The organism is Streptomyces sp. NPDC001415, from assembly GCF_053597395.1.
Window position 1 is genome coordinate 96692 of sequence record NZ_JBSFIE010000020.1, and the last position, 20556, is coordinate 117247.

At 72.5% G+C, this 20556-nt stretch carries 22 protein-coding genes; 5 read left to right on the forward strand and 17 right to left on the reverse strand.

All coding sequences use genetic code 11. From position 1 onward, the window contains the following. Nucleotides 1–367 precede the first annotated feature (367 nt). Complete coding sequence (locus tag ACWC2B_RS24930) at nt 368–1000, forward strand: SCO3374 family protein (protein ID WP_450720151.1); 633 nt, start codon at nt 368–370, stop codon at nt 998–1000. Here ACWC2B_RS24930 and ACWC2B_RS24935 read toward each other — a convergent pair. The 10 genes from ACWC2B_RS24935 to ACWC2B_RS24980 form a co-directional block, all read right to left on the reverse strand. Beyond that, the gene (locus ACWC2B_RS24935; protein WP_053729112.1) at nt 979–1320 is read right to left on the reverse strand and encodes a histone-like nucleoid-structuring protein Lsr2; all 342 of its coding nucleotides are present in this window, start codon (nt 1318–1320) and stop codon (nt 979–981) included. The genes ACWC2B_RS24930 and ACWC2B_RS24935 overlap by 22 nt on opposite strands. A 153-nt stretch (nt 1321–1473) precedes the next feature. After that, on the reverse strand, nt 1474–2004 hold the full coding sequence (locus tag ACWC2B_RS24940; protein WP_450720154.1) for an amino-acid N-acetyltransferase: 531 nt from the start codon (nt 2002–2004) through the stop codon (nt 1474–1476). Between the two features lie 9 nt (nt 2005–2013). Continuing rightward, nucleotides 2014–2457: a BlaI/MecI/CopY family transcriptional regulator gene (locus ACWC2B_RS24945; protein ID WP_450720156.1), complete on the reverse strand. Its 444-nt coding sequence runs from the start codon at nt 2455–2457 to the stop codon at nt 2014–2016. 122 nt (nt 2458–2579) lie between these two features. Beyond that, on the reverse strand, nt 2580–2753 hold the full coding sequence (locus tag ACWC2B_RS24950; protein ID WP_450720158.1) for a hypothetical protein: 174 nt from the start codon (nt 2751–2753) through the stop codon (nt 2580–2582). Between the two features lie 13 nt (nt 2754–2766). After that, the gene (locus ACWC2B_RS24955; RefSeq protein ID WP_450720229.1) at nt 2767–3363 is read right to left on the reverse strand and encodes a hypothetical protein; all 597 of its coding nucleotides are present in this window, start codon (nt 3361–3363) and stop codon (nt 2767–2769) included. 123 nt (nt 3364–3486) lie between these two features. Continuing rightward, nucleotides 3487–4293, reverse strand: coding sequence for a type III pantothenate kinase (locus tag ACWC2B_RS24960; protein WP_053729116.1), 807 nt, complete (start codon nt 4291–4293; stop codon nt 3487–3489). Next, on the reverse strand, nt 4293–5318 hold the full coding sequence (nadC, locus tag ACWC2B_RS24965) for a carboxylating nicotinate-nucleotide diphosphorylase (protein WP_450720160.1): 1026 nt from the start codon (nt 5316–5318) through the stop codon (nt 4293–4295). The genes ACWC2B_RS24960 and nadC overlap by 1 nt, the downstream gene beginning before the upstream one ends. Nucleotides 5319–5320: 2 nt before the next feature. Further along, nucleotides 5321–7060, reverse strand: coding sequence for an L-aspartate oxidase (locus ACWC2B_RS24970; protein WP_450720162.1), 1740 nt, complete (start codon nt 7058–7060; stop codon nt 5321–5323). Next, on the reverse strand, nt 7057–8088 hold the full coding sequence (gene panC, locus ACWC2B_RS24975; RefSeq protein ID WP_450720164.1) for a pantoate--beta-alanine ligase: 1032 nt from the start codon (nt 8086–8088) through the stop codon (nt 7057–7059). Before panC ends, ACWC2B_RS24970 begins: the two co-directional genes overlap by 4 nt. After that, on the reverse strand, nt 8085–9008 hold the full coding sequence (locus ACWC2B_RS24980) for a Rossmann-like and DUF2520 domain-containing protein (protein WP_450720166.1): 924 nt from the start codon (nt 9006–9008) through the stop codon (nt 8085–8087). Before ACWC2B_RS24980 ends, panC begins: the two co-directional genes overlap by 4 nt. Before the next feature lie 132 nt (nt 9009–9140). Between ACWC2B_RS24980 and ACWC2B_RS24985 the strand changes: the two genes are divergently transcribed. Continuing rightward, nucleotides 9141–10355, forward strand: coding sequence for a threonine aldolase family protein (locus ACWC2B_RS24985; protein ID WP_450720168.1), 1215 nt, complete (start codon nt 9141–9143; stop codon nt 10353–10355). 56 nt (nt 10356–10411) lie between these two features. Here ACWC2B_RS24985 and ACWC2B_RS24990 read toward each other — a convergent pair whose 3' ends face one another. Beyond that, nucleotides 10412–10642, reverse strand: a complete 231-nt coding sequence (locus ACWC2B_RS24990; RefSeq protein WP_450720170.1) for a hypothetical protein — start codon at nt 10640–10642, stop codon at nt 10412–10414. 146 nt (nt 10643–10788) lie between these two features. Here ACWC2B_RS24990 and ACWC2B_RS24995 point away from each other — a divergent pair, with 146 nt between their 5' ends. Beyond that, on the forward strand, nt 10789–11901 hold the full coding sequence (locus ACWC2B_RS24995) for a DUF5937 family protein (RefSeq protein WP_450720231.1): 1113 nt from the start codon (nt 10789–10791) through the stop codon (nt 11899–11901). A gap of 20 nt (nt 11902–11921) precedes the next feature. On the opposite strand, the gene ACWC2B_RS25000 is transcribed toward ACWC2B_RS24995, so the two are convergent. The 3 genes from ACWC2B_RS25000 to ACWC2B_RS25010 form a co-directional block, all read right to left on the reverse strand. After that, complete coding sequence (locus ACWC2B_RS25000) at nt 11922–12896, reverse strand: quinone oxidoreductase family protein (protein ID WP_450720172.1); 975 nt, start codon at nt 12894–12896, stop codon at nt 11922–11924. 116 nt (nt 12897–13012) lie between these two features. Then, a complete protein-coding gene (locus ACWC2B_RS25005) occupies nt 13013–13687 on the reverse strand; it encodes a response regulator (protein ID WP_450720174.1) in 675 nt (224 codons plus the stop codon). Between the two features lie 99 nt (nt 13688–13786). After that, complete coding sequence (locus ACWC2B_RS25010) at nt 13787–14995, reverse strand: sensor histidine kinase (RefSeq protein ID WP_450720176.1); 1209 nt, start codon at nt 14993–14995, stop codon at nt 13787–13789. A 96-nt stretch (nt 14996–15091) separates the two neighbouring features. On the opposite strand from ACWC2B_RS25010, the gene ACWC2B_RS25015 reads away from it, so the two are divergent. Both ACWC2B_RS25015 and ACWC2B_RS25020 read left to right on the forward strand, forming a co-directional pair. Further along, nucleotides 15092–16084, forward strand: coding sequence for an SAM-dependent methyltransferase (locus ACWC2B_RS25015; RefSeq protein WP_450720178.1), 993 nt, complete (start codon nt 15092–15094; stop codon nt 16082–16084). 71 nt (nt 16085–16155) lie between these two features. Next, entirely contained in the window at nt 16156–17298 is a 1143-nt protein-coding gene (locus tag ACWC2B_RS25020) for an NADH-quinone oxidoreductase subunit D (protein ID WP_450720180.1), read from the forward strand. 13 nt (nt 17299–17311) lie between these two features. On the opposite strand, the gene ACWC2B_RS25025 is transcribed toward ACWC2B_RS25020, so the two are convergent. From ACWC2B_RS25025 to ACWC2B_RS25035, 3 genes are all read right to left on the reverse strand, one after another. After that, complete coding sequence (locus tag ACWC2B_RS25025) at nt 17312–18367, reverse strand: PhlD (RefSeq protein ID WP_450720182.1); 1056 nt, start codon at nt 18365–18367, stop codon at nt 17312–17314. A gap of 87 nt (nt 18368–18454) precedes the next feature. Further along, nucleotides 18455–18955: a hypothetical protein gene (locus ACWC2B_RS25030; protein ID WP_450720184.1), complete on the reverse strand. Its 501-nt coding sequence runs from the start codon at nt 18953–18955 to the stop codon at nt 18455–18457. A 557-nt stretch (nt 18956–19512) separates the two neighbouring features. Then, entirely contained in the window at nt 19513–20505 is a 993-nt protein-coding gene (locus ACWC2B_RS25035; protein WP_450720186.1) for a hypothetical protein, read from the reverse strand. Nucleotides 20506–20556: the final 51 nt, after the last annotated feature.

Here is a 20556-nt window from a genome sequence, read left to right on the forward strand (position 1 = left end):
GCTAGTCCCGCAGGGCGGGACAGCTCATTCCAACTGCCGACACCCGTTCATTGCCTCCCGGCCCGAACAGCCGACAACTGCTCCAACCCGATGGTGCGAGACGATGTTCCCGCAGGCCAGGCAGATACCCCTGTCTCCAGTACGCCGATGGCGAACGTGAGACCGCCTGACGAGCGTGTCGCCCCTCCCCACTAGGAATGTCTTACCCGTCCGGACTGACACTCCATGCGGCGCACCCCGGTTCCGTAAGCTACGGGCGAACAACCTTGCGCCCGATCACACCCCCACGCGCCGCACATTCCGCGACGGAGCGCGATCGGTCGGGAACCCAGCGTAACCCCGTGCCGTTTCTCCAGTTGCTCCGGGCATGGCCTTCACCGTGCCGGCACCCCGCGCTCCCCTGGATGTCCCGCTCGCGCAGTGGTACGAGTGGGAGCTCGGCTGGGCCGTCGCGGCCGGGCCCCCCGTCCACCTGCTCACCGGACTGCGCTTCGACGTCCTGGAACTCCCGGCGACCGCCGGATTCGCCCTGCTGAAGCGGTACGAGCGGACGGGTCCCGTCGCCCTCGCGGGGCGCCGGATGCGGCTGCTCGTGGCGGCCGGCAGCGCGGACGAGCTGCCGGGGCTGCTCGACTGGCTGGAGTGGGGCGGCGTCGGCCTCGATCTGATGGCCGTCGGCGCCGGGGGCCGGATCACCGCACCCGTGCCGCCGGGATGGGCAGGCCCGCGGGGGGCCGCCGTATGGCTGCGACCCCCCGAGCCCGGGTGCGAGGTGGAAGCTCGGCTGCCGTCTTTCACCGGATTCACTCAGTGCGGTGGTGCCGGTGAAACGGGCGCTTCCCAGGGCCCTCAGACCCTGCCGGGCGGTCGCGCCGCAGGCCTCAGCCTGGTGAGGCTGGTGGCCGCGGCGGCGACGGAATGCCACCGGGCCCGGTTGTTTCACGCGAAATCCCCAGGTGGTGCGGGGAACGCGGGAACTCAGCCGTTCTGCTTCTCGTAGGCCTCACGGATTTCGGCCGGGACGCGTCCGCGGTCGTTCACGTTGTAACCCTGCTCCTTGGCCCACTTGCGGATCTCGGCAGTGTTCTGGTTGCCGGTACCGAGCAGTGCGCCACGGGCCTTGCCGCGACCGCCCGCCGCGCGGCCACCGGTACGCCGGCCGCTCTTCACGTACGGCTCAAGGAGACCCCGGAGCTTGTCCGCGTTGGCGGTGGTGAGGTCGATCTCGAAGCTCTTCCCGTCAAGAGCGAACGTCACGGTCTCGTCAGCCTCGCCACCGTCGAGGTCATCGACAAGAAGGACCTGAACCTTCTGTGCCACCGGATTTCCTTTCATCGAAAATGCAGTACGCGGAAAGGAAACCGCTTTTGCCTGGAAAACACAAACCCCCTGGAGAGGTTCAGGATCCTTGCACCGCGGGAAACGTACGCGATTCGGACATAGGGTTCCGACAGCTTCCCGCCGGTTCCCCGATCACAGGTGCAGAAGCATCCGGGTGTTGCCCAAGGTGTTCGGCTTCACTCGTTCGAGACCGAGGAACTCCGCGACGCCCTCGTCATAGGAGCGCAGCAGCTCGCTGTAGACATCTGTGTCGACGGTATCGACCGGAGTCTCGCCGATCTCCGTGAACCCGTGCTTCGTGAAGAAGGCGACCTCGAAGGTAAGGCAGAAAACCCGGCGCACTCCGAGCCAGCGGGCGGTCTGGAGCAGCTTGCCGAGTACGAGATGCCCGATACCGTAGCCGTGGAACTCGGGGTCCACGGCAAGAGTGCGCACTTCGGCGAGGTCTTCCCACATCACGTGCAGCGCCCCGCAGCCCACCACCCGGGCGTCCGAGTCGCGTTCCGCCACCCAGAACTCCTGGATGGACTCGTAAAGGGTGACCGTTGCTTTGTCGAGCAGGATCCCGTCGCCGACGTACGCGTCGAGAAGGCTTCGCACGGCCGGTACATCGCCGGTCCTGGCCCGGCGGACGGTGACCGCATTCGCGGCGGGATAAGACATGCCTGGACGCTATCGCCCCGTACTGTCCCCGGACGCATCGCCCTCTTGGGACTCTTCGGATCCGTGTTCGGCTTCGCGGTCCCGTTCGGGTTCCGGCTCCTGCACCATCCGTACGGCATCACGCAGCGCTTCGCGCTCCTCGGGGGACATCATGCCGAAGAAGGCGACGAGTGCGGCCGCCCGGTTGTCGCTCTGGGACCAGGCTTCGTTCATCAGGGCCGCGGCGTACGCGGCGCGTGTGGAGACCGCCGTATATCGATAGGCCCGCCCGTCGACTTCCCGGCGGACCCAGCCCTTCTGATGGAGATTGTCCATTACGGTCATGACCGTGGTGTACGCGATGGACCGTTCCTGCTGAAGGTCTTCGAGGACTTCCCGGACGGTCACCGGACGGTTCCACTGCCAGACGCGGGTCATGACGGCGTCTTCCAGCTCTCCCAATTGACGGGGCACATCTGCACCATAGTGGCAGATGTCGCGAATAGCAGGTTATTTGCAGTTAGCGCGCAGCAAAAAGGGCGCACGGGGGGAAATACCCGTGCGCCCCTGCTGTGTCTGCCCTCCGGACCGTGCGGTCAGGAGGCGGCGGGCTTCTGCTGGGCGGCCTCGGCGCGGGCGAGCGCGCCGTCCACGGCCGCGTCCTCCTTGCCCTTGTTGGGACCACCCTGGCTCTTCACGATCGTCACGACGAGCGCGATGAAGAAGATGGCCATCACCACGGGGGGCAGAAGCGCGGAAACGTAGTCCATACCGACAGGGTAGCTAGCCCGCCCGGCGTTCCTCCGACGGGGGCGTGGGCCGGCGGCGCGGCGGGAAGACCTCGGAGGGCTTCGGTACGGGGCGGTCGGGGGCGGGATGCGCGGGTGCGGGGCGGGCCGGGGTACCGGGGCGCGGCTCGGCGGACTTGTCCTTGCCCCTGCCCTTGTCCGCGGCGCCCCCGTCGACCAGCGTGAGGAGCCGGGTGCGCTGAGCGGGAGCGGAGGCCACGCGGCCGGCCAGGCGGGCCCGCACCGAGCGTTCCGCGAGCTGCCGGCAGCGCTCCAGGAGGGCCGCGCAGACCGGGTCCGAGCGCAGTGCGCGCAGGGCGGCCAGGTCGTCGGGCCCGGGGTCGTAGCCGGCCGCCAGGGCGTCCTGGAGAAGCTCGGTGTAGCCGGGCAGCGAGCCGGGCAGCGCGTCACGGTAACGGGCGAGGTCGGCCAGGAGGAAGGCGCGCAGCCGGTCCGCCTCGCGGACGGCCTCGTCCACGGCGTCGGCCAGGCGCATGCAGGCCTGGATGTCCTGGTCCTTGACGGCGGTGGGGTGCAGGGCGATGGCGAGGGCGCGTCGGAGCACTCGCAGCTCGTCCGCGCCGAACGCCATGCCGCCTCGGGATCCGTATGGCGTGGGCATGCGGCGACGATACGTCCTAAATGGACAAAATCCGCTTAACAGGCCGATGCCGGGCGCGTTGTCGGGAGGGTCCCGGCGCGCCCGGCCGCCGCCTCAGGAACGCGAGACGTTGCGCTCGTACACGAGGCGCAGGCCGATCAGGGTCAGCCACGGCTCGTGCTCGTCGATCTCCTCGGCCTCGCCGAGCACCATCGGGGCGAGGCCGCCGGTCGCGATGACGGTGACGTCGTCCGGGTCGCCGTCGGGGCCGACCAGTTCGCGCTTCATGCGCTTGACGACGCCGTCGACCTGGCCCGCGAAGCCGTACACGATGCCGGCCTGCATGGCCTCGACGGTGTTCTTGCCGATCACCGAGCGGGGGCGGGCCACCTCGATCTTGCGGAGCTGGGCGCCCTTGATGCCGAGCGCGTCGACGGAGATCTCGATGCCGGGGGCGATGACGCCGCCGATGTACTCGCCGCGCGCGCTGACCGCGTCGAACGTCGTGCCCGTGCCGAAGTCGACGACGATCGCCGGGCCGCCGTAGAGCTCGACGGCGGCGATCGAGTTGACGATGCGGTCGGCGCCGACCTCCTTGGGGTTGTCGGTCAGGACCGGCACGCCCGTCTTGATGCCCGGCTCCACCAGGATCGCGGGGACGTCGCCGTAGTAGCGGCGGGTCACCTCTCGCAGCTCGTGCAGGACGGACGGCACGGTCGCGCAGATCGCGATGCCCTCGATGCCGTCGCCGAGCTCCGCGCCGAGCATCGGGTGGGTGCCCATCAGGCCGTTGAGCAGCACGGCCAGCTCGTCCGCGGTGCGGCGGGCGTCGGTGGAGATCCGCCAGTGCTCGACGACCTCCTCGCCGTCGAACAGGCCGAGGACGGTGTGGGTGTTGCCGACGTCGATGGTGAGCAGCATCAGGCCGAGCCCTCCTGGCCGGCCTCGCGCAGGTCCAGGCCGATGTCGAGGATCGGCGAGGAGTGGGTGAGGGCGCCCACCGCCAGATAGTCGACGCCGGTGGCGGCGTACTCGGCGGCGTTGGCCAGGGTGAGGCGGCCCGAGGATTCGAGCATCGCGCGGCCCGCTACGAGGGCGACCGCCTCGGCCGTCTGGGCCGGGGTGAAGTTGTCGAGCAGGATCAGGTCGGCCCCGGCGTCCAGGACCTCGGTGACCTGGGCCAGGGTGTCGACCTCGACCTCGATGGCCAGGTCCGGGAAGCGGTCGCGTACGGCCTTGAAGGCCTCGGCGACGCCGCCCGCGGCCACCACGTGGTTGTCCTTGACCAGGGCCGCGTCCGACAGGGACATGCGGTGGTTGACGCCGCCGCCGCAGCGGACCGCGTACTTCTCCAGGGCGCGCAGGCCCGGGGTGGTCTTGCGGGTGTCGCGGACCTTGGCGCCGGTGCCTTCGAGGGCGTCCGCCCAGGCGCGGGTGGCGGTCGCGATGCCGGACAGGCGGCACAACAGGTTGAGCGCGCTGCGCTCGCCGGTCAGCAGGTCGCGGGTGCGGGTCGTGACGCTGATGAGCTTCTGGCCGGCCTCGACACGGTCGCCGTCCGCGACGTGCCGCTCGACCTCGAACTCCTCCGTGCAGACGATGGACAGGATCGCCTCGGCGACGCGCAGGCCCGCGACCGTGCCGGCCTCGCGGGCCGTGAAGTCGCCGGTGGCGACGGCGTCCTGGGGGACGGTGGCCGCCGACGTGACGTCCACGCCGCCGTCCAGGTCCTCCTCGATGGCGAGGTGCGCGATGTCCTCGACCTGGACGGGGTCCAGGCCCGACTCGGCGAGCAGGGCGGCGAGCGCGGGGTCGAGCCCGCACTCGTACACCTCCTCGCCGCCGCAGCCGCAGTCGTCGCCGCAGCCGCCGCCCTGGGCGGGCGCACCGATCTGGATCAGGGGGACGTCCACCGGCTGGGGACGGAGTTCCTCGGGCGTGCTCACGGTTACGGCTCCAGGGGGGTGGCGGCGACGGTCGGGGGGAAGGTGGCGCTGGCGGTGGGGCGGATGTCCAGGGACCGCTCGGGGGTGATGCGGACGACGAGGTGGCGCTGCCAGGCCGCGTCGCGGTCGGGCCGGTCCTCGCGCCAGTGGCAGCCGCGGGTCTCCTCGCGGGCGGCGGCCGCGGCGACCAGGACCCGGGCGACGAGCAGCAGGTTGGTGGTCTCCCACGCCTCGACGCCCGGTACCGCGGCCTTGTGCTCGTCCGCGCGGATCGTCTCCAGGCGGCCGGCCGCCTCGGCGAGGCTGTCGGCGGAGCGCAGCACACCGGCGCCTTCGGTCATGATCCGCTGGATCTGGATGCGGGCGGCCGGGTCGAGCAGCGGCACGGGCTCGCCGTGCGGCTCGGCACCAAGCACCTTGTCCGCGTCAACCGCCTTGTCCTGTACGGGAGTTGAGGCACCCCCGTCGATACCTGCCGCGCCGGTCCGCGCGGCGCTCGCAGCGATGTCCGCCGCGATGTTCTCGGCGAAGACCAGGCCCTCCAGGAGGGAGTTGGAGGCGAGCCGGTTGGCGCCGTGGACTCCGGTGCAGGCGACCTCGCCGCACGCGTACAGGCCCGGCACCGTGGTGCGGCCGCGCAGGTCGGTGCGGATGCCGCCGGACGCGTAGTGCGCGGCGGGGGCGACCGGGACCGGCTCGGTCACCGGGTCGATGCCGTGCGAGCGGCAGGCGGCCAGGATCGTCGGGAAGCGCTGCTCCCACATCTCGGCGCCGAAGTGCCGGGCGTCCAGGTACATGTGCTCGGCGCCCTGCGCCTGCATCTGGCGGGTGATGGCCTTGGCCACGATGTCGCGCGGGGCGAGCTCGGCCAGCTCGTGCTGACCGAGCATGAAGCGGGTGCCGGCCGCGTCCACGAGGTGGGCGCCTTCGCCGCGTACGGCCTCCGAGACCAGCGGCTGCTGGCCCTCCGAGTCCGCGCCGAGGAACAGGACCGTGGGGTGGAACTGGACGAATTCGAGGTCGGAGATCTCGGCGCCCGCGCGCAGCGCGAGGGCCACGCCGTCGCCCGTGGACACGGGCGGGTTGGTGGTCGCCGAGAACACCTGGCCCATGCCGCCGGTCGCGAGGACCACCGCGGGCGCGCGCACCGCGCCGACGCCGTCGTGCTGGCCCTCTCCCATGACGTGCAGGGTGATGCCCGCGGTGCGCCCGCGTTCGTCCTTCAGGAGGTCGAGGACGAGGGCGTTCTCGATGGTGCGCACCGCCCGGGTGCGGACGGCCTCGACGAGCGCGCGGGAGATCTCGGCGCCGGTGGCGTCGCCGCCCGCGTGCGCGATGCGGCGCCGGTGGTGGCCGCCCTCGCGGGTCAGCGAGATCGCGCCCGAGTCGTCGGTGTCGAAGTGGGCTCCGGTGGCGATCAACCGCCGTACGGCGTCCGGGCCTTCGGTGACCAGGAGGCGTACCGCGTCCTCGTCGCACAGGCCCGCTCCGGCCACCAGGGTGTCGTCCAGGTGCTGCTCGGGAGTGTCGCCCTCGCCGAGGGCGGCCGCTATGCCGCCCTGCGCCCAGCGCGTGGAGCCGTCGTCCAGGCGGGCCTTGGTGACGACGACGGTGGCGAGGCCCGCCGCCGTGCAGCGCAGCGCGGCGGTCAGGCCCGCGACGCCGGAGCCGACGACCACGACGTCCGCGTCGATGGCCCAGCCGGGTGCGGGGGCGTCGAGCCGTATTCCGGTGCTTGTCATGCCGGTGCTCCGAACGTGAGCGGGATGTTGTCGATGAGGCGCGTGGTGCCGACGCGGGCGGCGACCGCGAGGATCGCCTCGCCCTCGAACCCCTCGGGGGCCTCGGTGAACGTCGACGGGTCGACCAGCGCCAAGTAGTCGGTCACGACCGGGGGTTCGACCTTGGCCGCCTCGTCGAGCACGCCCTGGGCGACGGCCTTGATCGACGCGGGGGACGGTGCGGCCGCGGCGACCGCGTGGGCGTCGGCCGCGGCGCGGGCCTCGCCGATCGCGGTGAGCGCGTCGGCCCGGCCCGAGACCGCGCCCCCGGCGGCGGCCCGCGCGTGCAGGGCGTGCTCGGCGGCGAGCCGGTCGCGGGCCGCGAACAGCGCGCGGGACAGGGCGCGGGCCGCGGTGCGTTCGGCCGGGTCGAGGTAGCGGTTGCGGCTGGACAGGGCGAGCCCGTCGTCCTCGCGCACCGTCGGCACGCCGACGATCTCCACGGGGAAGTTCAGATCGCGCACCATGCGCCGGATCAGCGCCAGCTGCTGGGCGTCCTTCTGGCCGTACAGGGCGAGGTCGGGCGCGGTCAGGTGGAGCAGCTTGGCGACGACGGTCAGCATGCCGTCGAAGTGGCCGGGCCGCACGGCGCCCTCCAGGAGCTCACCCATGGGCCCCGCCGTGACGCGCACTTGGGGCTCGCCGCCGGGATAGACCTCGTCCACGGAGGGCGCGAACACGGCGTCGGCGCCCTCGCGTTCGGCGATCGCGCGGTCCGCGTCCAGGGTGCGCGGATAGCGGTCCAGGTCCTCGCCCGCGCCGAACTGCAGCGGGTTGACGAACACGGTGACCACGACCTGCCCGTCGGCGCCGGCCAGCTGCCGCGCGGTACGGATCAGGGTGGCGTGGCCCTCGTGGAGCGCGCCCATGGTCATGACGACGGCCCGGCGGCCGGTCCGCTCAAGGGCCGCGAGCTCCGAGGCCGTACGGACGAGGGCGGTCCGGGCGGTCCGGGCCGGCCGGCCCGGCTGAGGTGACTGGGCGGTCATCGGGCTTCCCCTTCGGCGAGCACCCCGAGCAGGTCCTGGGCGAGCTCGGGCTTCAGCAGTCCGTGGGCGAGCGCCCGGTCGGCGGTCGTACGGGCCATCGCGAGGTATCCGGCGACCGTGGCCGGCGCGTGCTTGCGCAGCTCGGCGACGTGGGCGGCGACCGTGCCGGCGTCGCCGCGCGCGACCGGTCCGGTCAGAGCCGCGTCGCCCGAGCGCAGGGCGTTGTCGAGGGCCGCGCCGAGCAGCGGGCCGAGCATGCGGTCGGGGGCGGCGACGCCTGCCCGGCTCAGCAGCTCCATGGACTGGGCGACCAGCGTGACCAGGTGGTTCGCGCCGAGGGCGAGGGCCGCGTGGTAGAGCGGGCGGTTCGCCTCCTCGATCCACTCGGGCTCGCCGCCCATCTCGATGACCAGCGCCTCGGCGGCCAGGCGCAGCTCCTCGGGCGCGGTCACGCCGAACGAGCAGCCCGCCAGGCGCTGGACGTCCACGCCCGTCCCGGTGAACGTCATCGCCGGGTGCAGGGCGAGCGGCAGCGCGCCGGCCCGCCGGGCCGGGTCGAGGACGGCCGTGCCGTACCGCCCGGAGGTGTGCACCAGGAGCTGGCCCGGGCGGACCGCGCCGGTCTCGGCGAGTCCCTCGACGAGGCCCGGCAGCGCGTCGTCGGGGACGGTCAGCAGGACGAGGTCGGCGCGCTGGAGCACCTCGGCGGGCGGGACCAGCGGCACGTCGGGCAGCAGGGCCGCGGCCCTGCGCACCGACGCGTCGGAGACGCCGGAGACCGCGACCGGGCGGTGCCCGGCCAGCTGGAGGGACGCGGCGAGCGCGGGGCCGACCCGGCCCGCGCCGACGACGCCCACGGTGAGGCGGGCGGGGCGGTCCGCCGGGCTGTGTTCGTGGCGGTGCTCTGGTGGTGCGTTCACGCGGTGGGGGCCTTCCGTTCCAGTCCGCGAGGGGTACCGGACGCCAAACCAAAATCAAACGGCTCCGTCATGCTACGCCCAGGGCCCGGAAACCCCTTTGGTCGTCCACAGGGTGTGGGCGATCATCGCCCCATGGCAGAACCCATGGCAGAAACCGAGCGGAATCCCCTCCCCGAATCCACCTCCGGTGCCCCGGGCGGGACGGTGGAGGAAACCCCGGATCAGGCCCACCAGCGCCGCTTGGCCGTCTTCAGGAGCGCCGAACGCACGCTGGCGGAGCAGACGGTCGACCACACCCTCGCGGAGCGCCTGACGGCCCTTCTGGCGGACGGCGCCGAGGTCTACGACCTGGACGAGTTCGCCGACATCTACGGCAACGGCGCGGTGAGCGAGCTGGAGCGCCGCACCGCCGAGGAGCTCGGCTTCCCGGCCGCCGCCTTCTTCCCCACCGGCACGATGGCCCAGCAGGTCGCGCTGCGCTGCTGGGCGGCCCGCACCGGCAGTCCGACGGTCGCCCTGCACCCGCTCGCCCACCCCGAGGTCCATGAGCGCCAGGCGTTCGGGCAGCTCAGCGGCTTGCGTACGGTGCACCCGACGGACGAGCCCCGGCTGCCGAACGCGACGGAGGTGCTCGACTTCGAGGAGCAGTTCGGCACGCTGATGCTGGAGCTCCCGCTGCGCGACGCCGGGTTCGTGCTGCCCACCTGGGACGAACTGGTCGCCGTGGTGGAGGCGGCCCGGGAACGCGACGCCGTGGTGCACTTCGACGGCGCCCGGATCTGGGAGACCACCGCCCACTTCGGCCGCCCCCTACGGGAGATCGCGGGCCTCGCGGACAGCGTGTACGTGTCCTTCTACAAGACGCTGGGCGGCCTGTCCGGCGCCGTCCTGGTGGGCTCCGAGTCGCTGATCGCCGAGGCCCGCACCTGGCGCCACCGCTACGGCGGTCAGCTCTTCCAGCAGTTCCCGGCCGCCCTCTCGGGCCTGCTCGGCCTGCGCAAGGAGCTGCCCGAACTCCCCTCGTACGTGGCCCACGCCAAGGTCGTCGCCGCAGCCTTGAAGGAGGGCCTCGCCGAGGCGGGCGTGCCGTGGTTCCGGGTGCACCCCGAGCCGCCGCACACCCACCAGTTCCAGGTGTGGCTGCCGTACGAGGTCGAGGTCCTGAACACCGCCGCGCTCCGGCAGGCCGAGGAGAGCGGCGTCTGCCTGTTCCGCCGCTGGTTCGCTAACCCCTCGGGCCCGGTCGGCGTCGCGGTCACCGAGGTCACGGTGAACGCGCCGGGCCTCGCGTGGACCGCCGAGGACGTACGGGCCGCGGTGACGGAGTTCGTACGGCTGCTGCCGTAGCGGGGTTTCGGAGGTGCCGCACCCGGGGGCTCGGGCGCGGCTCGGGCCGTGCCTGCTCAGCGGCAGGCGGGCGGGTGGTGGCGGGGGTGCTGCGGGGCGAACAGACGGGCAAGCGCCGCCCGCAGCCGGCCCGTGGCGAGCCGGCCCGCCAGGACCGACTCGAAACGGCGGTAGTCCCGCATCCCGCGCAGGACCGCCACGTCGTGCGTGCCCGGCACCGGCGGCGCGGGAGCGCCGAGCCGGGCCGCGCGGTAGCTGTCGATCATGTGCTGCTGCATCACGTCCATGCCTCCACGGTGAACCTGTTCCGGCCGGACGTCGCGCCGATTGACGAGCCGCGTCAAATGAGGCCCTGACCAGCGCCGTCGATTGACGGGGAGCGTCAATCGACGGCCGCTGTGTCAGTGCCGCGGTGCACCATGGGCCCATGAGCGTGACCATCGACATCACGGGCCTGCCGCCCGAGCGCATCGGCTTCGCGATCTCGCCGCTCGCCGAGCTGGGCCTGGCCCTGCACGCGCTCTCCGAGCCCGGCCACCACCCGGGCCTGCACGGCTGGGTCACGGCGACCGCGGCCTCCCTGAAGCCCGATCTCGCGGACCGGCTGCACGAGGCGGAATTCCTGTGGCGCAACACGTTCTCCGACGTGTTCATGCCGTTCGCGGGCATACCCGGCGGGGACGGCCGCCCCGGCTCGACCCTGGCCGAGGACCTCGACCTGCTCGACCGCCTCCCCGACGAGCGGTTCGCATCGGCCGCCCTGGAGTTCACCTGCTCCAGCCTGTACGCGGTCAAGACGCCGTCCCCGCTGCACGACCCGGCGATGCGGGCGCGCGCCCTGGACATGGCGGCGATCCGCGGTCCACGCCAAGTGGAGTTCACCCAGCGCCTGTTGAGCGATCCGGATTCCGTACGGGCCTGGTTGCGGCGCCTGTTCGAGGACTGCGAGCAGGCCTTCTTCGCGGACACCTGGCAGCGGCTCCGGGTCCAACTGGCCGCCGACGCCCGGCACAAGGCGGAGCTCCTTCGGCGCAAGGGCCTCGACGGGGCCGTCGCCTCGGTATCGGCCGCGCTCAGCCTGGACGAGGGCGCCACGCGGATCAGCGTGGACAAGCTGACCGAGGGCCGCACGACCGCCACCGACCCGGAGCCCGGCGCCGGGCTCACCTTCGTGCCCACCTCGTTCGGCTGGCCGCATCTGATGGTGCTGCACGCGCCGGGCTGGCGGCCGGTGATCCACTACCCGGTGCACGGGCCCGAACTGCCCTCGCCCGCCTCGGTCGAGACCCTCAAGCTGCGGATGGAGGCCCTGGCCCACCCGATGCGGATGCGCCTGTGCCGCAACCTGGCCCGCTCCCCGTACACCACGAGCGAGCTCGCCGACTCGCACGGGATCACCGCGCCGGAGGTCTCCCGCCATCTGGCCGTCCTCAAGAAGGCCGGCCTCATCACGACACGGCGCCGCGGCCGGTACGTGCTGCACCAGCTGGACCTGACGGTCGTGGCCCGCCTGGGCAGCGACTTCGTCGAGGGGGTGCTGCGGTAGCCCCAGGGGGCGGGCCGGCGCTAGGCCACCTTCAGCAGGAGCTTGCCCGTAGAGGTGCGGCCCTCCATCAACTCGTGGGCGGCGGCGGCCTCTTCGAGGGGGAACTCGGCGGTGACCGGCAGCTCCACCTGACCGCTGGTGGCGAGTCGCAGCGCGCGGTCCGCGATCTCTCGCAGCGCATGGGGGTCGCCGGCCGCGAGGCCCAGAACGGAGAAGCCCGAGACGGTCCGGCCGCGCGGGTACAGCTCGCTCTGCCCGACCTGCCAGGCCTCCTCGCCGCTCGCGTTGCCGTACGAGACGAGCCGGCCGAACAGGGCGAGCGATTCCAGGCCCCGGCGCAGAGTCTCGCCGCCGACCGGGTCGAGCACCAGGTCCACGCCACGCCCGCCGGTGGCCCGCAGCACGTCCGCGTCGAACGTGCCGGTCAGGAAGGCGTCGTCGTAGCCGTGCTTGCGCGCGTAGTCGGCCTTGGCCTCGCTGGAGACCACGCCGTACACCGCACCCGCCCCGGCCAGCTTGGCGACCTGCCCGGCGACGGTGCCGACGCCGCCCGCCGCGCCCTGCACCAGGACGCTCTCGCCGGGCTGCAACCGGCCCACCTCATGGATCAGGGCGTGCGCGGTCGGCAGCACGGTGGGCAGGGTCGCGGCGGTGCGCAGGCTCACGCCCTCGGGCAGCGGGAAGACGGTGACGGCCCGGGCGAGCGCCACGTCCGCGTACGCGCCGCCCTCGGTCATCGCGGCGACCTCCTGCCCGACCGCGAGCCCCTCGACCCCGGCGCCGACGGCCCGGATGCGGCCGGAGAGTTCGAGCCCCGGCACGAAGGGCAGTGATTCGACCCGGTACCCCACCGAACGGGCCTTGATATCCGCGAAGTTGACGCCGACGTACGCGACATCGATGCTCACCTCGCCGGGCCCCGGCCGCGGCACCTCCGCCTCCACCGGCCGAAGCACCTCGGGGCCGCCGAACTGGTCAAACCTGACCGCACGCATGACGCCACTCCCCCGCACCTGGATCTCACACCGAAGTACCGAACGAGCCTCATAGTACGACGCTCGTCGTACTATGGGCAATGGGTGGCAGCCGTACGGTCGGGCCGCGGATCGGGTCAGGCGCCGCCGCCCGCCCGCACCAGGCCGGTCTCGTACGCCAGGACCACGACCTGGACGCGGTCACGCAGTTCCAGCTTGGTCAGGATGCGGCCCACGTGGGTCTTGACCGTGGCCTCCGACAGGACCAGGCGGGCGGCGATCTCGCCGTTGGAGAGGCCCTGCGCGACCAGGAGCATGACCTCCCGCTCGCGCTCGGTCAGCTTCCCCAGCTGCTTGTGCTCGGGCTCCTTGCCGCCTCCGGCCGGGAGCAGCGGGGCGAACCGGTCGAGCAGACGCCGGGTCGTCGACGGCGCGACCACCGCGTCGCCGCTGTGCACCGAGCGGATCGCGCCGAGCAGTTCGGCGGGCGGCACGTCCTTCAGCATGAAGCCGCTGGCGCCCGCCTTCAGCCCGGAGAACGCGTACTCGTCGAGGTCGAACGTCGTCAGGATCAGCACCTTGGGCGGGTTCGGCGCCTCGCAGATGCGCCGGGTGGCCTCCACGCCGTCCAGCCTCGGCATGCGCACGTCCATCAGGACCACGTCGACGGCGGTCGCGCGCAGGATGTCGATCGCCTCCGCGCCGTCGCCCGCCTCCGCGACGACCTCCATGTCCGGCTGGGCGGCGAGCACCATCCGGAACCCGGTGCGCAGCAGCACCTGGTCGTCGACGAGCATCACGCGGATCGTCATCGTTCCCTCTCCATCACGGCGTACAGCAATCACGAATCACGGCCTACAACATCACGGCGTACAACGGTCGAGCACGTACAGGAAATCAGTGGGCCGGCTTCAGTGAGCCGGTTTCAGTGGCAGCAGGGCGCTGATGCGGAAGCCGCCGCCGGGGCGCGGCCCCGCGTCCAGGGTGCCGCCGACCATGCCGATCCGCTCGCGCATCCCGATCAGGCCGTGGCCCTGGCCGTCCGCGCCGCCGTCCTCGTACATCTCGTGGGCGGCGCCGCGGCCGTCGTCCTCGACGAGGAGGCCGAGCCCGTCGTCGAAGTACACGAGCCGCACGCTCGCCCCCGCGTCCGGGCCGCCGTGCTTGCGGGTGTTGGTGAGCGCCTCCTGCACGATCCGGTACGCCGTGAGCTCGACTCCGCTGGGCAGCGGGCGCGGGGTGCCCTCGATCTTGAAGTCGACGGTGAGGCCGGCCCCGCGGACCGTCTCGACCAGGTCCTCGATCTGCTGGACGTCCGGCTGCGGCACGTACTCCCCCGCCTCCTGGTGCTCGCCCGTGCGCAGCACGCCGAGCAGTCGGCGCATCTCGGCGAGCGCCTGGCGCCCGGTCATCGAGATCGTCTCCAGGGCGGTCTTCGCCTGGTCCGGTGAGGTGTCCATGACGTACGCGGCGCCGTCGGCCTGCACGACCATCACCGACACGTTGTGCGCGACCACGTCGTGCAGTTCGCGGGCGATCCGGGCCCGCTCGGCCGCGACAGCCACCTTGGCCTGCGCCTCGCGCTCCCGCTCAAGGCGCGAGGCCCGCTCCTCCAGCTGCGCGAAGTACGCCTTGCGGGTGCGCATCGAGTCGCCGAGCACCCAGGCCAGCACGAACGGGACGGTCATGATGATGACGAAGAAGACCTTCTCCGTCGCCGTGTTGATGTTGCCGGTGCCCATCCACCGCACATGCGCGAGCGGCGCCGCGCACAGCCCCCCGACCAGCGCGACCCGTGAGGCCCAGCGCTCGCCCGCGGAGGCCACCGTGTAGACGATGACCAGCATCGCGAAGTCCTGGATCTGCGGATTGACGTTCAGCGCGAGCTGCACCAGGCCCATGGCGATCACGAGCAGCAGCATCTTCTCGGGGACCTTGCGGCGCAGCGCCACGGCCGTGCCCATCCCCAGCGCCACCAGGACCTGGATGCCCCAGCCGGCCTGCTTCGGATCGTTCGCCGCCGCCAGGATCTGCAGGCAGGAGAACCCGAACAGGATGACGGCCCAGAAGGTGTCGACCCCGGTCGGGTGTCTGCGGATGAAGTCATAGAGGCGCTGCACGTAACCCAGCGTAGGGAAAGCAGATAGGTGCAGGGGTCAACCGCCGGGGCGATCCTGATCCCGGTGGCGTACTCCGCAAGGTGGAGACTTGACCCCGTGACGGATGAGACGTGTCAGCAGTCCCCTGGCAGGAGCGGGCGTGGGGCGCCCTGTGGCTGGCGGGCCGCCACCGAGCGGGCGCTCTACGGCGACGGCGGGTTCTACCTGCGGCCCGAGGGGCCCGCCGGGCACTTCCGTACGTCGGTGCATGCCTCGCCGCTCTTCGCCGGGGCTGTCGCCCGCCTCCTGACGGAGGTCGCGGCCGGGCTCGGGCCCGGGCCGGTCGACCTCGTCGATGTCGGTGCGGGGCGCGGTGAACTGCTGAGCGGCGTGCTGGCCGCGCTGCCCGCCGGGTTCCCGGTCCGGGCGTACGCCGTGGAGCGCGCGGCCCGGCCCGACGGTCTCGACGACCGGATCTCCTGGTGCGCGTCCGTCCCCTCCGGCGTCCGGGGCCTCCTCTTCGCCAACGAGTGGCTCGACAACGTGCCCGTGGACGTGGCGGAGGTCGACCCGGACGGCGTCGCCAGGCTCGTCCTCGTACGGCCCGACGGCACCGAGACGCTGGGCGCGCCGGTGTCGGGGGCGGACGCGGAGTGGCTCGCGCGCTGGTGGCCGCTGAGCGAGCCGGGTTCTCGGGCCGAGATCGGGTGGCCGCGGGACGAGGCGTGGGCGGGGGCGGTCGCCTCGCTGGAGGCGGGGCTCGCCGTGGCCGTGGACTACGCGCACACATCGGGTTCTCGGCCGCCGTTCGGGACGCTGAGCGGGTTCCGGGGCGGGCGGGAGGTCGCGCCCGTACCGGACGGGTCCTGCGACATCACGGCGCATGTCGCCCTGGACGCGTGCGCGCTGCCGGGGGCGGAGCTGGTTCCGCAGCGCTCGGCCCTGGCCCGCCTGGGGGTCTCGGGGGCGCGGCCCCCGTTGTCCCTGGCGTCCTCGGATCCGGCGGGGTACGTGCGCGCGCTGGCCGGGGCGGGGGAGGCGGCGGAACTCACCTCGCGGGGCGGGCTGGGAGACTTCGGCTGGCTGCTCCAGCGGGTGGCCCCGGTGTGATTCCCCGCCCCGGGGTCCGGGGCGGGCCCCAGCGCGTCGTGGCCACCCCGCCGCGGGGGATACTGGCCCGCATGACGGAGACGACGGTCGGGATCGGGGGCGGGGCGGAGAGCACCGACATGGTGCTCAACATCGGCCCCCAGCACCCCTCCACCCACGGAGTGCTACGCCTCAAGCTCGTACTGGACGGCGAACGCATCCAGCACGCCGAACCGGTCATCGGCTACATGCACCGCGGCGCCGAGAAACTCTTCGAGGCCCGCGACTACCGGCAGATCGTGATGCTGGCCAACCGCCACGACTGGCTCTCCGCCTTCTCCAACGAGCTCGGTGTGGTCATGGCCGTGGAGCGGATGCTCGGCATGGAGGTCCCCGAGCGCGCCGTGTGGACCCGCACCCTGCTCGCCGAGCTGAACCGGGTCCTCAACCACCTGATGTTCCTCGGCTCGTACCCGCTGGAGCTCGGCGGCATCACCCCCGTCTTCCACGCCTTCCGCGAGCGCGAGGAGCTCCAGACGGTCATGGAGGAGGTCTCCGGCGGCCGCATGCACTACATGTTCAACCGGGTCGGCGGCCTGAAGGAGGACCTGCCGCTGGGCTGGCTCGGCCGGGTCCGGCACGCCGTCGCCTCGGTCCGTTCGCGCATGGACGTGTACGACCGGCTCGTGCTCGGGAACGAAATCTTCCGGGCGCGCACCAGGGGCGTCGGCGTCCTGCCCGCCGAGGCCGTGCACGCGTACGGCGTCAGCGGGCCCATCGCCCGTGCCTCCGGCGTCGACTTCGACCTGCGCCGCGACGAGCCCTACCTCGCGTACGGCGAGCTGCGGGACACCCTGAAGGTCGTCACCCGCACGGAGGGCGACTGCCTCGCCCGGTTCGAGTGCCTCCTGGAGCAGACCCACAACGCGCTCGACCTCGCCGACGCCTGCCTCGACAGGATGGACGGCCTGGCGCCCGGGCCGATCAACCAGCGCCTCCCCAAGGTCCTCAAGGCGCCCGAGGGCCACACGTACGCCTGGACCGAGAACCCGCTCGGCATCAACGGCTACTACCTCGTCAGCAAGGGCGAGAAGACGCCGTACCGGCTGAAGCTGCGCTCGGCCTCGTACAACAACATCCAGGCGCTCGCCGTGCTGCTGCCCGGGACGCTCGTCGCCGACATGGTCGCGATCCTGGGATCGCTGTTCTTCGTCGTCGGCGACATCGACAAGTAGACGTCCGGACACGCTAGTTGGACCAGTAGCCCCTCGCCGCCGCCAGGACGAAGCCCGGGCCGAACGCGATGATCAGGCCCTCGGCGTCGGGGGCGGGCGGCTGGGTGAACGTGCGGGCCAGGACGTCCAGGACCGCCGAGCCGCCCAGGTTGCCGTTGGCCTCCAGGCTCTCCCAGGCGTGCCGCAGGGCGCCGGCCTCGCCGTCGAGGCCGAGGCCCGCCGCCGTGTCGTCCAGGATGCGCGGGCCGCCGGGGTGCACCACCGCGAAGTCGAGCGCGTCCTTGCCGAGCCATTCCCGCAGCGCCGGCAGGCAGTCGTTGAAGGCGGCGGTCGCGGCCCGGGTGGAGTCGAAGTGCAGCCCGGCACCGGTCAGCCGACCCCGGTAGCGGTCGGCGCTGTCGGGCAGTACGTACTCGAAGGTGTTCTCGACGACGAAGCTCGGACCGTCCCAGGCCGGGCTGTCGGAGACGACCGCGGCGGCCGCGCCGTCCCCGAACAGCACCTTGTAGACCATGGATTCGAGGCTGGTGTCCTCGTGGTTGTACGTCGCCGCCGACAGGCACTCGGAGGTGACGACGAGGACGTTCGCGCCGGGGTGGACCGCGATGTCCTGGTGGGCGCGGACCAGGCCCTGGGCGCCGCCCGCGCAGCCGACCGTGCCCATGGGGTGGCGCCGGATGTCGGGCCGCAGGCCGAGTTCGGCGACCAGGTGGACATCGAGGGAGGGCACCGTCCACGACGTGGTGTGGCTGGTGACGATCGCGTCGATGTCCTCGGGCCGCAGCTGCGCCTGGGCAAGCGCCCGCCGCCCCGCCTCGGCCGCGAGACCCAACGCGTCTTCGTACGCCGCCTTGTTGCGCTCCTCAACCAGAGCATTTCCGGCCACGGTCGGCGCGCCCAGCGGGCGGGTGAAGTGCCGGGTCCGCACGGTCGTCGCCCGGGCGACCCGCAACACGGCCTCCAGGCGCGGAAGTTCCCGATGGGCTCGGCGGATGTCGGCGCAGATCTCGTCGGTCGTCACCACATTCCCCGGCAGAACGACACAGGGAGGTGCTATGTGAGCGGGCACGGACGATCTCCCTCACAAATCGAAAACGGGCGGATCCTCACCGTACGTCAGTTGGCTTGATTCAACCCCACAAATCCCAAAACTTGGTCAACTTGGCAGCGATGCCTGAGGGACCGGACTACGGCTCGCGAGCGGTTCGCCCGGCGTGTAGATCAGCAGCATGACGCGGGCGCCCGGCGACGTCACCGGCTCGGCGACGCACGTCGTCACCCAGCCCGGCCCGTACAGCGCGTGGTTGATCGGCCGCAGGGTGGCGACGGCTGTCAGCAACTCGGCTGAGGGCGTCGGCAGTTGGCCGTTCTCGAACCGGTTGTACGTGCCCGGCGTACGGTCGAGCAGCAGGTCCATCTGCTCCCGGCTGAGCCCGGCCGCGCGCCGGCCGGGGCCGGGACGTCGCGGCGGGAAGCCGGCGGAGCCGGGGCTGACGGCCGCACGCCGCTCCCGCAACAGCGCCCGCTCCCGCAGCAGCGACCGCAGGGCGGCACGGTCCGCGTCGGCGAGGTGCAAGGGGAGCGCCTTCCGTAGGTGGGGGCGGTCGATGGGGGCGCCCGCGGGGCGCGGTGCGGTCGCCGGAGCAATTATCTGCACCCGTGCCCCCTGGAAAGAAGGCGTGGCTCCGGCCGACAATCATTCCCGTGGGCCCACTCGGGGGAGGAGCCCGCCCGGATGCCGGTTGTGCCGCCCATCCGGACTCTGCGGACGGTACCGACACTCGCCACGATGCGCGGCCTCGGTACCGGCCGCAGACCTCGTTCCGGGGCTGTTGAGCCCCGGCCCCCATCAACCCCGGGCCTGCGGCCCCGGCCCCCTCCCGGATGTCTTCGGTTCGCTGCGGGCCGCCGGTGGCTGGTCGCTCCCCCCAAGTTCTCGGCTTCTCCCCCAAGTTCTCGGCTTCTCCCCCAAGTTCTCGGCTTCGCTCGAACAGGGGGGACCCCCATGAACAGGGGGGGACCCCCATGAACAGGGGACCCCCATCGCGGCGGAGCCGCACATGTCACAGCCCGCGCCCCTGACAGGGTTGTCCCTCGCAGGCATCTTCAGCCTGTCATGGGGGTCCCCCTGGCCCTTGATGCCTTGGGGGAGTTTGAGGACGAGCGCTCTTAAGGCGCGAACGGGGTCTGGGGCGGAACCCCGGGAAAGCCGGCCTACGAGATGGCCGTCCTCAGTTCCGCCACGTCCAGTTGCTCCGTCTCGTCATGGGCCGTCAGGTCGATTACCTCGCCCGCTGTTTTGTCCGGGCCGCCCTGCTGGGCGCGGTCCGCGAGGGCTTCTTCGCCGACCACGTCGGCCAGGTCCTCGTCCTGTACGGCCTCGATCGCGGCGGCCGCCTTCTGCTCGCCGCCCGTGCCGAAGAAGTCGAAGCTGCCCTCGGGACGCACCGCGCGGCGGGCCAGGTAGGGCAGCACGGCGGAGGCCACCGGCGCGGGGGCCGCGGGCAGTTCGGCCTGGCGGGGCTTGGCGGTGAGGGCGGCCGCCGGGCGGGTGTGCTCCCCGAGGGCCGCCGCGGGCTTCCCCTGCGGCTCCTCCGCCTCCCGGGACTCGGCGCGGGGCTTGGCCGCATCCGCCTCGGCCCGTGCCTTCGCCTGGCGTTCGGCGCTGAGCGAGAGGCACTCCAGGGCGCGGGCGGCCGCGAGGTAAGAGGCCGGCGTCGGCGTGCTGCCCGACGGCATCAGAGCCTTGGGCCCTGCTTCGAGAGCGAGCTGACGCCGGCCTTCCAGGGCGCTGGCCCGCTCGGTCTCGGCGTTGGCGTAACGCCGCAGCAGGGCCGCGTGCTCGCCGCGCAGCCCGGCCAGCTCCATGCGCTTGGTGCGCAGCTTGGCGTCGAGGCGGCCGCGCAGCTCGCGCGACTCCTCCAACTCGGTCTCCAGCTCGGCGATCCGCTCCTCGGTGCGCCACTGGTCGGCGGCGCGCGAGCGGGTCAGCTCGGCGACGCGGCGGCCGGCGGCCCGGTCCCAGGCGCGCATGAGCACCGAGCCGGTGACGCAGGCCGCGGCAGCCGCGGCGGCCAACGACCGCAGCACCGTTGGCTGATCGAAGAGCCAGGCGCCACCGGCGCATATGACGGAGACGCCGGCGACGGCCGACGGCTGGAGGAGCCGGTGCAGCGGAGGGGAATGACGGTGGCGTCCACGTGGCATGGCCTGAAATTTACCGTGCGTAGACCCCATATGGACCCCCACCCGTCAATC